The 12,824-nt window shown below is 53.3% G+C and carries 10 protein-coding genes; all 10 read left to right on the forward strand.

The window, feature by feature from the left end:
* Window positions 1–164 precede the first annotated feature (164 nt).
* The 10 genes from otsB (at window position 165) to AC6I8K_RS08060 (ending at window position 12,711) form a co-directional block, all read left to right on the forward strand.
* Complete coding sequence (gene otsB / locus AC6I8K_RS08015; RefSeq protein ID WP_483817232.1) at window positions 165–953, forward strand: trehalose-phosphatase; 789 nt, start codon at window positions 165–167, stop codon at window positions 951–953.
* A complete protein-coding gene (gene otsA / locus AC6I8K_RS08020; RefSeq protein WP_064740986.1) occupies window positions 950–2,389 on the forward strand; it encodes an alpha,alpha-trehalose-phosphate synthase in 1,440 nt (479 codons plus the stop codon). The genes otsB and otsA overlap by 4 nt, the downstream gene beginning before the upstream one ends.
* Window positions 2,390–3,474: 1,085 nt before the next feature.
* Window positions 3,475–3,825, forward strand: coding sequence for a flagellar transcriptional regulator FlhD (gene flhD, locus AC6I8K_RS08025; RefSeq protein WP_064740987.1), 351 nt, complete (start codon window positions 3,475–3,477; stop codon window positions 3,823–3,825).
* On the forward strand, window positions 3,825–4,403 hold the full coding sequence (flhC, locus tag AC6I8K_RS08030) for a flagellar transcriptional regulator FlhC (protein WP_008102852.1): 579 nt from the start codon (window positions 3,825–3,827) through the stop codon (window positions 4,401–4,403). Before flhD ends, flhC begins: the two co-directional genes overlap by 1 nt.
* A 132-nt stretch (window positions 4,404–4,535) precedes the next feature.
* Window positions 4,536–5,423, forward strand: coding sequence for a flagellar motor stator protein MotA (gene motA, locus AC6I8K_RS08035; RefSeq protein WP_007891047.1), 888 nt, complete (start codon window positions 4,536–4,538; stop codon window positions 5,421–5,423).
* On the forward strand, window positions 5,420–6,451 hold the full coding sequence (motB, locus tag AC6I8K_RS08040; protein WP_064740988.1) for a flagellar motor protein MotB: 1,032 nt from the start codon (window positions 5,420–5,422) through the stop codon (window positions 6,449–6,451). Before motA ends, motB begins: the two co-directional genes overlap by 4 nt.
* 10 nt (window positions 6,452–6,461) lie before the next feature.
* On the forward strand, window positions 6,462–8,426 hold the full coding sequence (cheA, locus tag AC6I8K_RS08045) for a chemotaxis protein CheA (protein ID WP_497826494.1): 1,965 nt from the start codon (window positions 6,462–6,464) through the stop codon (window positions 8,424–8,426).
* Window positions 8,427–8,448: 22 nt separating this feature from the next.
* Complete coding sequence (cheW, locus tag AC6I8K_RS08050) at window positions 8,449–8,946, forward strand: chemotaxis protein CheW (protein ID WP_064740990.1); 498 nt, start codon at window positions 8,449–8,451, stop codon at window positions 8,944–8,946.
* Between the two features lie 166 nt (window positions 8,947–9,112).
* Complete coding sequence (locus AC6I8K_RS08055) at window positions 9,113–10,792, forward strand: methyl-accepting chemotaxis protein (protein ID WP_483817234.1); 1,680 nt, start codon at window positions 9,113–9,115, stop codon at window positions 10,790–10,792.
* Between the two features lie 266 nt (window positions 10,793–11,058).
* Window positions 11,059–12,711, forward strand: a complete 1,653-nt coding sequence (locus AC6I8K_RS08060) for a methyl-accepting chemotaxis protein (protein ID WP_497826495.1) — start codon at window positions 11,059–11,061, stop codon at window positions 12,709–12,711.
* Window positions 12,712–12,824 lie beyond the last annotated feature (113 nt).

Here is a 12,824-nt window from a genome sequence, read left to right on the forward strand (position 1 = left end):
CGAGTGAGTTCAAATGATGTTTGTTTGTGGAGAGTTATCTATCGAAATGCCGTGTTATCTGCAAAACCTCCTTGCATACAATTCTGCGGTTGTTACCGCCTCGATCGCCCCGCCAGCCTCCGAACATCCTGTAATGGTACATTCCACAAGACAGGAGAAAAGTCGTGACCCCCGCGGTTAATCAGAACAGCACCTTGCCGTCGTTAAGTGGCGGACTTTATGCCTTCTTTTTTGATGTCGACGGCACGTTGGCAGCGATTCAGTCGCAGCCCGAGTCGGTCTCTATTCCCGCCTCGGTACGCCAGCTCCTGCAACAAATTTCCCAACTCAGCAACGGCGCGTTAGCGCTGGTTTCCGGACGTCCGATTGCGCAACTCGATGTCTTAGTGGCGCCACTCAAAGCCCCAGCCGCTGGTGTACATGGCGCAGAACGCCGCGATGCGGCGGGCGCCGTTCATCGCCACAGCTTGCCGGGGGATATTGCGCAAACGCTGCAAACCGAACTGCAGCACACGCTGGATCAGTGGCCTGATACGCTTTTAGAAGTGAAGGGCATGGCGTTTGCGTTGCACTACCGTAATGCGCCGCAGTATGAAAACGCCATCATGCAGCTGGCGGAAGACGCCGTCGCCCGTTTTCCTGAACTGGCGCTCCAGCCGGGCAAATGCGTGGTGGAACTCAAGCCACAGGGCATTGATAAAGGTGCAGCCGTGCGTGAGTTTATGCAGGAAGCGCCTTTTGCCGGACGCATTCCGGTATTTGTGGGAGACGACCTGACAGATGAAAAGGGATTTCTGGTGGTGAACGCCATGCAGGGAATTTCTGTCAAAGTCGGTGAAGGGGCCAGCCATGCACGCTATCGCCTCAACAGCGTTGAGGCCGTATGGCACTGGCTTGAACAACTATTATTACAACTAGAACATGACAATGTTGGTAAGGAGTTTAGGTTATGAGTCGTTTAGTCGTCGTATCTAACCGTATCGCGATTCCCGATGGTAGCAAGGCCAGCGCAGGCGGGCTTGCTGTCGGTATTTTGGATGCTCTGCGAGATACCGGAGGATTATGGTTTGGCTGGAACGGAGAGATCAGCGAATTCTCAGGAGAAGATGAGGATGAAGAGCTCTCTCAGCTCGAAAAAGACGGAATTACCTACGCGTCACTGCCGCTGAATCAAAACGATTACGATCAGTATTATCTGCAGTTTTCGAATACCGTCATTTGGCCCGCTTTCCACTATCGCCTCGATCTGGTGCAGTATCAGCGCGAAGCATGGGAAGGTTACTGTCGGGTGAACACGTTGCTGGCACAGCGTCTGAAGCCCTTACTGAAGCCAGACGATGTGTTATGGATCCACGATTACCACCTGCTGCCGTTTGCTGCCGAGCTGCGCAAACTGGGCATTAATAACCGCATCGGATTCTTTTTACACATCCCGTTCCCGACGCCAGAGATCTTCAATGCGTTGCCACCGCATCAGGAACTGCTGGAAATGCTGTGCGATTACGATCTGCTGGGCTTCCAGACAGACTCTGACCGCGTGGCGTTCCTTGATAGCCTGAGCCAGCTAACGCAGTTGCAGAATAAAGGTGAGAAAAAGCACCGAGCTTTCGGCAATACCTTTATGACCGAGGTCTATCCGATTGGTATTGAGCCGGATACCATTAAAGAGATGGCAGAAGGACCGTTGCCACCGAAAATGGCGGCAATGAAACGCGATCTCGGGGATTTGCAAAACATCATTGCCTGCGAGCGTCTCGATTATTCCAAAGGATTACCGGAGCGTTTCCTGGCCTTCGAAGCCTTGCTGGAGAACTTCCCCCAGCATCGTGGCAAAATTCGTTATTCGCAAATTGCGCCTACTTCACGCGGCGATGTTCAGGCCTATCAGGACATCCGTCATCAGTTGGAAACGGAAGCGGGGCGCATTAACGGCAAATACGGCACGCTGGGTTGGACACCGCTTTACTATCTCAACCAACACTTTGACCGCCGTTTATTAATGAAGATCTTCCGTCTGACCAACGTCGGTTTGATTACGCCATTGCGTGATGGCATGAATTTGGTGGCGAAAGAGTATGTGGCGGCGCAGGATCCGGATAATCCAGGTGTACTGGTGCTGTCGCGCTTTGCCGGTGCGGCAAATGAGCTGACCTCGGCGCTGATCGTCAACCCTTACGATCGTGATGAAGTGGCCGCGGCGCTGGATCGCGCGTTGACCATGCCGCGTACCGAACGTATTTCGCGTTATAACGACATGATGGCGGTGTTGCGCAAACAGGATATTTCGCACTGGCGTGAAAGCATTCTGAAAGATTTAAATACCTTGCCGGTGCGCAGTGACGATCACGGTACGGAAAATAAGGTCGCTACCTTTCCTAAATTAGCGTAAGCCCGCTAAAAAAGGGCGCGTAAATGCGCGCCCTTATCCTTCACCGCGCAATAAATTGCGCCGCTACGCTAAATGCAAACATTGAGCACTTCGCCCATTATTCGCATGCTCTGTAGCGGCGCGATTCATCGCGCGTCTTTTGAACTTCCGCTGCGCTGCACAGCGTTTCCACGCGCCACTTTAACTTCACGAAATCGATTTCATTTTATTAAGCGTGAATGCGCTGATTCATCAGTAAAAAGCGCACCTTTTGGTTAAAAAACGCCCGATCATAGAAAAAAAAAGCTTTTTTTTGCTCTCACCCTAAAGTTCCGCGCTGGTACGCCGATAGTTCTCGCGTAGCAAACCGAAAAAACGCCTATTCATTCATTTCTCTAATGTAACGCCCTGTTACATCCCTTGCCATGCGCTAAACACTCCCTACGATCCACTGACAGTTCCCAGGCGCTCTGCGCCCAGACTTCACGCTTCGCTAGCGCCTCGCTTTAGTACTGGCGGGCAATATTCCCTGTAAGTGATTAATTTAGAAGCGAATAATTTTGCTTTGATTCGGAGTATTATGCTGCAGATAGTATTTTATGTAGCGTGTTATAGCACTGTAATCGCAACAAAACAGATAACTGATCGTGTGGTAACGACAATCTGCCACAGAGCCTAAAATCCGCCTCCGATTAGCAATATATCGAGGAAATAATCAGGATTCGTGCAAAAAACGCACAACAGAAAAGCAGCGCTGAAGGTTTAGGAAAAAAATTTGCCTTAAAAGTGTGACGCAGATCACACTTTATCTAAAATTTCGCGCCACTCACGTTGTATGTCGAAATCAGACGATATAGATTTGCGTTGTTTTCGGAATAGTCTTAAAAACTGTAAGCAGACGTCACGGAAGATGGTTACAACTCAAGCAAAGAATGGCCTGGAGTTTTGATTACTACTGATCAGTATCCAAACAGAAAGTGAAGGATGCGTTGGCTCAAGCCTGATTATTTTTTGCCATCTTTAGATTTACCAACCAGCAGCCCGAACCATAGAACAATTTAATTCTGTGGCCGTATATGTGTCGCGTCTATCAGGATGGAAAAAAAATGGGTACATCAGAATTACTAAAACATATATATGACATCAACTTGTCATATTTGCTTCTTGCTCAGCGTTTAATTAACCAGGAAAAAGCTTCAGCAATGTTTCGTTTAGGCATCGATGAGTCGATGGCAGATGCATTGTCACAATTAACCTTACCTGAGATGGTTAAATTAGCGGAGACCAACCAATTGGTTTGCCAGTTCCGCTTTACCGACCACAACCACATTAATCGTTTGACTCAAGAGTCACGCGTTGATGACTTGCAGCAAATCCATACCGGTATTTTATTATCCAGCCGCTTATTGCGAAGTGCGTCTAAAGATGACGTCTCTGCGAAGAAGAGGGCAGTTTAATGACTGAAAAAAGTATTGTTCAGGAAGCGCGCGATATTCAGCTGGCAATGGAGTTGATTACGTTGGGCGCACGACTGCAAATGCTGGAGAGTGAAACTCAGCTAAGCCGTGGTCGCCTGATTAAACTCTATAAAGAGTTGCGTGGCGCTCCACCCCCGAAAGGCATGCTGCCATTCTCTACGGATTGGTTCATGACCTGGGAACAAAACATTCACTCCTCTATGTTCTGCAACGCCTGGCAGTTCCTGCTGAAAACCGGGTTGAACAGTGGTGTTGAAGCGGTGATTAAAGCTTACCGTTTGTATCTTGAGCAGTGTCCGCAATCGGACGAGGGCCCGCTGTTGGCGCTAACGCGTGCATGGACCCTGGTGCGATTCGTTGAAAGTGGCATGCTGGAACTTTCTGACTGTAAGTGCTGCGGTGGAAGCTTTATTAACCACGCACATCAGCCAGTGGGCAGCTTTGTCTGCAGCCTTTGCCAGCCGCCATCACGTGCCGTAAAAAGACGTAAACTTTCTGCAGATTCTGCCGATACCTTTCCACAACTGCTGGATGAACAGGTTAAACGCGCCGTTTAAGTTTGTTCGCATCGTGGAAAATATCCAGCAGCGGTTAATACCGCTGCTTTTTTTTTGCCTGCGATAAACGAATAACACCTGCGGCTCTCTGGCTTAACTTCCATCAACACGTTACGGACGTAAGGATTTTTTGTGCTGATAATTCTGGGTTATATCGTGGTCGTCGGCTCCGTGTTGGGCGGCTACGCGATGGTCGGCGGACATTTAGGCGCGCTATATCAACCGGCGGAGCTGATCATTATCGGCGGTGCCGGTATTGGTGCTTTTTTAGTCGGTAATAATGGCAAATCGATTAAGAAAACATTAAAAGCGCTGCCATTGTTAATGCGCGGCTCGAAATATAACAAAGCGGTATACATGGATTTAATGGCGTTGCTCTATCGCCTGATGGCGAAATCACGTCAGCAAGGCATGCTTTCATTAGAGCGCGATATTGAAGATCCCAGCCAGAGTGAAATTTTCGCTAACTATCCGCGTATTTTGTCCGATAAACAGTTAGTCGATTTTATTACCGATTATTTGCGTTTAATGGTCAGCGGAAATATGAATGCGTTTGAAATCGAAGCGCTGATGGATGAAGAGATTGAGACCTACGAGCACGAGTGCGAAGTACCAGCGCAAAGTATATCAGCAGTGGGTGATGGCTTACCGGCTTTCGGTATCGTCGCTGCCGTAATGGGCGTGGTACATGCGCTGGCCTCAGCAGATCGTCCGGCTGCAGAACTCGGTGCGTTAGTCGCCCATGCGATGGTCGGTACCTTCCTCGGCATCTTGTTGGCATACGGTTTTATCTCGCCGCTGGCCTCCGTGCTGCGTCAGAAATGTGCCGAAACCACCAAGATGATGCAGTGCGTGAAAGTGACGTTGCTCTCAAGCCTCAACGGTTATGCGCCGCAAATTGCGGTCGAGTTTGGTCGTAAAACGCTCTATTCCGCCGAGCGTCCATCGTTCTCTGAACTGGAAGAGCACGTGCGTAACGCCAAGAACCCGGCGAAACAAACTTCGGATGAGAATTCATGAAAGCAGGCAATCGCCCCATTGTGCTGGTTAAAAAGCGCAAACATAAAGGTCACCATGGCAGCCACGGTTCGTGGAAGATTGCCTATGCCGACTTTATGACGGCGATGATGGCGTTCTTTATGGTGATGTGGTTGCTCTCCATCTCCAGCCCCAAAGAGTTGGTCCAAATTGCGGAATACTTTAAAACGCCGCTGAAAGTGGCATTAACCGGCGGTCAACGCAGTAGCGACAGTGAAAGTCCAATCCCCGGTGGCGGCGACGATCCGACGCAGCAAAAGGGTGAAGTAAAGAAAATTGTCGATATGGATGCGCAGAAGAAAAAGCTGGAAGAGATTCGCCTGAATCGCCTGCGTGAAAAGCTCGATCAGCTGATTGAAGCCGATCCGCGTCTTAAGGCAATGCGCCCGCATCTGATTATTAACATGGTGGAAGAGGGGCTGCGCATTCAGATTATTGATAGCCAGAACCGCCCGATGTTTAGAACCGGCAGCGCCGACGTCGAGCCGTATATGCGCGACATCCTGCGCACCATTGCACCGGTACTGAATGATATTCCAAACAAAATTAGCCTGTCAGGCCACACCGACGATATCCAGTATGGCAATGGCGATCGCGGCTACAGCAACTGGGAGCTGTCGGCAGATCGTGCCAACGCCTCACGCCGCGAGCTGATGATCGGTGGGCTGGACGGCAGCAAAATGCTGCGTGTGGTCGGTATGGCCGACACCATGAAGCTGAAAAACCGTGGTGCTAATGATGCAGTCAATCGCCGCATTAGCCTGCTGGTGTTGAATCACGACACCGAAGCGGCAATTGAAAAAGAGAATGCCGAGAGCGATGCCGTTCAGGTCAGCGACCCGGCGCAAATTATCCCCGACATTACCGCACCTGCCGTACCGGCTGTGCCGACTGCTCCAACAGGTTCCACTGCGACACCGGCTGCGCCGGCTGCTGCAACGGCACCTGCGGCAGCGGCAACGCCCGCGGCGAGCGTGGTGACACCAGACCAACCCTCACAGCCGAGGTGATCCCGTGAGCATGGACATCAGCGATTTTTACCAGACGTTTTTTGATGAAGCCGATGAGCTGTTAGCGGATATGGAGCAACACCTGTTGGGACTCGATCCCCAGGAGCCCGATTCCGAGCAGTTGAATGCCATCTTCCGCGCCGCCCACTCCATCAAGGGCGGAGCCGGTACGTTTGGCTTTACGGTTTTACAGGAAACCACCCACATCCTGGAAAACATTCTGGATGGTGCGCGCCGCGGCGAGATGCAGCTCAGCACCGATATCATCAACCTGTTTTTGGAAACCAAAGATATTATGCAAGAACAGCTCGATGCCTATAAAACGGCGCAGGAGCCGAACGTAGAAAGCTTTAAATACATCTGCGAAGCGCTGCGTCAGCTGGCACTGGAAGCGAAAGGCATTGCGCCTGAAGCGCCAAAAGTCGCCGAAGTCGTTGACATCGCGGCTCCGGCTGCAGGCCTGCGTCTGCAGCTGATTGACCTCAAAGAGAAAGAGCCGGAGCTGATGCTGGAAGAGCTCGGCAATCTTGGTACGGTCAGCAATGTGGTGAAAGGCGCTAACTCGCTGGACGTCACCATTGATGGCGTCGGCAAAGATGACATTGTCGCGGTTCTGTGCTTTGTGCTCGATGAAGCACAGATCCACTTCCCGGCAGGCGCGGCAGCAGTGGCCGACGCCCCAGTGGCTGAAGTGGTCGCTGAACCGGTGCAAACCGCGACCGTGACCGATATCACCCCCGCGGTGAAGCGCGAACCTAAGCGTGCAGCCGCACCGGCCAAAGGCAGCGAATCCAGCAGCATTCGCGTTGCAGTAGAGAAAGTTGACCAGCTGATCAACCTGGTCGGCGAACTGGTGATCACCCAATCGATGCTGGCGCAGCGTTCCGGCGCGTTAGATCCGGTGGCACATGGCGACCTGCTGAACAGCATGGGCCAGCTGGAGCGTAACGCCCGCGATCTGCAGGAATCGGTGATGTCGATTCGTATGATGCCAATGGAGTATGTCTTCAGTCGCTTCCCGCGTTTAGTTCGCGATTTGGCCAGCAAGCTGGGCAAAGAAGTGGAACTGACGCTGCTTGGCAGCTCGACCGAACTGGATAAGAGCCTGATTGAGCGCATCATCGATCCGTTGACGCACCTGGTGCGTAACAGCCTCGATCACGGTATCGAAACCCCGGAAAAACGTCTGGCTTCCAGCAAAACAGCGGTGGGTAACCTGACGCTGTCTGCGGAACATCAGGGTGGCAACATCTGCATCGAAGTGATCGATGACGGTGCCGGTCTGAACCGCGAACGTATTCTGGCCAAAGCGCTGTCGTCTGGTCTGCCGGTCAGCGAAAGCATGAGCGATGAAGAAGTCGGTATGCTGATCTTCGCGCCGGGCTTCTCCACCGCGGAACAAGTGACCGATGTGTCTGGCCGCGGCGTCGGCATGGACGTGGTGAAACGGAATATCCAGGAGATGGGCGGTCACGTCGAAATCTCCTCGAAGCAGGGCAAAGGCACCACCATTCGCATCCTGCTGCCGCTGACGTTGGCAATCCTTGACGGCATGTCCGTGCGCGTGGCCAACGAAGTGTTCATTCTGCCGCTCAACGCGGTGATGGAATCGCTGCAGCCGACCGCGGAAGAGCTGAAACCGCTGGCCGGTGGCGAGCGCGTGTTGGAAGTGCGTGGCGAATATCTGCCGCTGGTGGAACTGTGGAATGTGTTTGAGGTGCAGAACGCCAAAACCGACGCCACACAAGGCATCGTGGTGATTCTGCAAAGCGCAGGCCGTCGCTATGCGCTGCTGGTCGATCAGTTGATTGGTCAGCATCAGGTCGTAGTGAAAAACCTTGAAAGCAACTATCGCAAAGTGCCGGGCATTTCTGCCGCCACCATTCTGGGCGATGGTAGCGTGGCGCTGATTGTGGATGTCTCAGCACTGCAATCGTTGAACCGTGAAAAGCGTGTGGCCGGTGCCGCAGCGTAATAGATAACGAAAGGGTAAAAAAATGACTGACATGGCAACCGTGACCAAAATCGCTGGCGAAACCGTGGGCCAGGAATTCTTAGTTTTCACACTGGGTGACGAAGAGTACGGCATCGACATTCTGAAAGTGCAGGAGATTCGTGGCTACGATCAGGTAACCCGTATCGCCAACACGCCGGAGTTCATCAAAGGTGTAACTAACCTGCGCGGCGTGATCGTGCCGATCATCGACCTGCGCGTGAAATTCTCGCAGCCGGATGTGGTGTACAACGAGAACACCGTGGTGATCGTGCTGAATCTTGAGCAGCGCGTGGTGGGTATCGTGGTTGATGGCGTTTCTGACGTACTGTCATTGACGCAAGAGCAGATTCGCCCTTCACCGGAATTCGCCGTCACCATGTCCACCGAGTACCTGACCGGTCTGGGCGCGCTGGGTGAGCGTATGCTGATTCTGGTCGACATCGAAAAGCTGCTGAGCAGCGAAGAGATGGCGCTGGTGGATAACCTGCGTACCGCGTAATAAAAACACCGGGTCGCTGCGGCGGCCCGTTATCATCACGTACGTGAATTAACTCGTTAAAAATCAATAACAAATCCGCGAAAAAAACCTGCTGTTTTCCTCAATATTCTCCGCCGCTGGTCGATAACTGTTCTGCATTATTTTTCTTCTTTTTCCAGGGCAAACTATGTTTACGAGAATCCGCGTTGTCACCAGTTTATTGCTGGTGTTATTGGTGTTTGGCTTTTTACAGCTGGCATCCGGCTCACTGTTTTTCAAAGCGCTGAGCGATGACAAAAACAGTTTTAACGTTTCACAACTGGCGAGCAAAAACATTGCCGCTATCAATGATGCCTACATGAGCCTCAATCAGAGCCGTGTGGTGTTAACCCGCATTCAACTGCGCATGGCAACCAGTAAACTGACCGGTACCGAAGCGGATATCGCCGGTTTGTACGACGACAGCAAAGCCTTCCAGAAAGATGCCGCAGATAACTACACGCTGTTTAAAGCCACACCGGATACGCCGGGACAGGATGTCGCGCTCAACAAACGTCTGGATGAAACCTATTCGGCTTATGCCAGCGCGCTGGGTGAGATGCAGGATGCGCTGCTAGCGAAAGATCTGGCGCAGGCGGGCAAAGTGCCGGTCGCGCCGAGTCAAAGTGCGTTCCTCAAGGAGTATCGCAATTGGCGCGCTGACCAGAATCGCTTAACGGCAGCAGGAGTTGAAGCGAACAGCAGCGCCTATGTCAGCATGATGTGGATGTTAGGCACGGTGATGGCTCTGGTCGTGGCGGTGATTATGTTGTGCTGGTTCGGCATGCGCAACATCCTGATTAAGCCGCTTAACGACAACATTCAGCATATTCAGCACATTGCGCAGGGTGATTTGACGCAAAGCATCGCGGTTGAAGGGCGCAACGAAATGAGCCAGCTGGCGGAAAGCCTGCATGAGATGCAGCAGTCGCTGGTGCGTACGGTGAGTGATGTGCGTGACGGTTCGGACGCCATCTTTACCGGGGCGAGCGAAATCTCTGCCGGCAACAACGATCTCTCGGCACGCACCGAAGAACAGGCGGCTTCACTGGAGCAGACCGCAGCCAGCATGGAACAGCTGACCGCCACCGTGAAGCAGAACGCGGAAAACGCGCGTCAGGCGTCACAGCTGGCGCTGAGTGCCTCCGAAACCGCGCAGAAGGGCGGTGACGTGGTTCAAGGCGTGGTGCGAACCATGAGCGACATTGCAGGCAGTTCGAAGAAAATTGCCGATATCACCAGTGTGATTGATGGCATCGCCTTCCAGACCAATATTCTGGCATTGAACGCGGCCGTAGAAGCCGCGCGCGCCGGTGAGCAGGGACGTGGATTTGCGGTGGTAGCCGGTGAAGTGCGTAATCTGGCCCAGCGCAGTGCGCAGGCGGCGAAAGAGATCAAAGGGTTGATTGAAGACTCTGTCAACCGGGTGAACAGCGGTTCAGCCCTGGTTGGCACCGCCGGTGAAACCATGAGCGATATCGTGAATGCGGTAACGCGTGTGACCGACATCATGGGCGAAATTGCCTCGGCGTCGGATGAGCAGAGCCGGGGTATCGATCAGGTTGGTCAGGCGGTGACGGAGATGGATCGCGTGACGCAGCAGAACGCCTCGCTGGTGGAAGAGTCTGCCGCGGCGGCGGCATCGCTCGAAGAGCAGGCCAGCCGTTTGAGTCAGTCCGTCGCGGTATTCCGCGTACCGCGCGCGGCACAAGCGCAACCGCAGGCGAGAGCCGGTGTGCGCCATCCGCAGATCGCCCCGCCCGCGCTGGGCACGCCACGTAAAGCGGTGACCGCGGCGGCGGGTGACAGTAACTGGGAAACGTTTTAATTCGCTGAAAGTCCGGTCGGCATCAATGCCGCCCTACACGATTGACCCGTAGGGTCGCCATTCATGGCGACCAGAAAACCCTGAAATGCGGCTTTATCGCTCCGTCGATAAAGGCGCATTTTTTTTACTGTTAATTTTTTTAGTTATAAAACACTGCAATCATACTTAAACGCAGAGTTTTAATTTGTAAAGTCGCTTAAGCACCCTGAAAAATTCAGAATATTGGTCGATAACGGGGGAAGCTGAAACGAATCCCTGGAGATCCCATGTTAAAACGAATCAATGTAGTGACCAGTTTACTTGCCGTATTACTGGTTTTTGGCGCTTTACAATTACTGTCGGGAGGCTTGTTCTGGTCTGCCTTACAAAAAGATAAAGAGGCGTTTGCGGTGGCGCAGATCTCAACCAACAATGTTGGCGCGATGTCCGATGCCTGGATTGAACTGAACCAAACCCGCACGGTGCTCAACCGCGCCATGCTGCGTATGCAGGGCACCATGGCGGCGCAGGCCAATGGCGGTCAGTTGGGCGCGTTAATTGCCCAGACTGAAAAGCAGCTCGATGTTGCCGCAGGCCACTATCAACGTTACTACGATTCCCCCGCCACACCGGGCTTGCCGGATGCGTTGCGCGATAAATTAGAAGCGAACTATGCCGCGTTTAATGACGGACTCAAAGCGATGCTGGAACGCCTGAAAGCCAACGATCTGCAAGGGATGTTTGCGCAGAACATTGAAGCCAAACAAGTGGCGATGAAAGCCACCTACGAAGAGTGGCGCACGGCCCAAAGTGAGCTGGCAGCGGAAGGCGTGGCGCAAAATCAGCGTGCCTTCCACACCATGATGTGGCTGCTGGCGTCTGTGGCGCTGGTGGTGATTGTCGTCATTGTTGGCTGTTGGTTCGGCTTACGCAGCGTGCTGATTCAGCCGCTGCATCAGTTGCTGGCACATATTCGCCATATCGCCGCAGGCGACCTCACCCAAAACATTGTGGTGGAAGGGCGTAATGAAATGAGCCAGTTGGCCGGTAGCCTGCATGAAATGCAGCAGTCGCTGGTCAGCACCGTAGGCAATGTGCGCGATGGTTCCGATGCGATTTTCACCGGAGCCAGCGAAATCGCCGCCGGTAATAACGATCTTTCGGCGCGGACTGAAGAACAAGCCGCTTCACTGGAGCAAACCGCTGCCAGCATGGAGCAGCTGACCGCTACGGTGAAACAGAATGCGGAAAATGCGCGTCAGGCCTCACAGCTGGCTCTCAGCGCTTCCGACACCGCGCGCAAAGGCGGCGAGGTGGTTGATGGTGTGGTGCGTACCATGCAGGATATTGCCGGCAGTTCGAAGAAGATCGCTGACATTATTAGTGTGATTGATGGCATTGCCTTCCAGACCAATATCCTGGCGCTGAATGCGGCGGTTGAAGCCGCGCGTGCCGGTGAGCAGGGCCGTGGTTTTGCCGTGGTGGCAGGTGAAGTGCGTAACCTGGCGCAGCGCAGTGCACAAGCGGCGAAAGAGATCAAAGGCTTGATTGAAGACTCGGTAAATCGCGTCAATAACGGCTCGCAGCTGGTCGGCACCGCCGGAGAAACCATGAATGATATCGTCGGCGCCGTTACGCGCGTTACCGATATTATGGGCGAGATTGCTTCGGCATCGGATGAACAGAGCCGCGGTATCGATCAGGTAGGGCAAGCGGTGACCGAGATGGATCGCGTCACGCAGCAGAACGCCTCGCTGGTAGAAGAGTCAGCCTCTGCCGCCGCGTCACTGGAAGAGCAGGCGAGCCGTTTGAGCCAGTCTGTCGCCGTATTCCGCATTCCGCGCGCCACTCAGGCGCAGCCGAAGGTGCGTCAGGCCGTCAGCGTCCCGCGCAAAGCGGTGAGCGCGCCGGTGGCGGAAGGTAATTGGGAAACGTTTTAACGTCTGAGTAGCAGGTCGGCATGAATGCCGACCCTACAAAACCTGTAGCTCATCCGTAGGGTCGCCATGCATGGCGACCTCCTTCATCCCCGCTGGTCCAACCCCTTCTAACA

The sequence above is a fragment of the Pantoea sp. X-Soil-ISGK-421 genome (genome assembly GCF_059730785.1).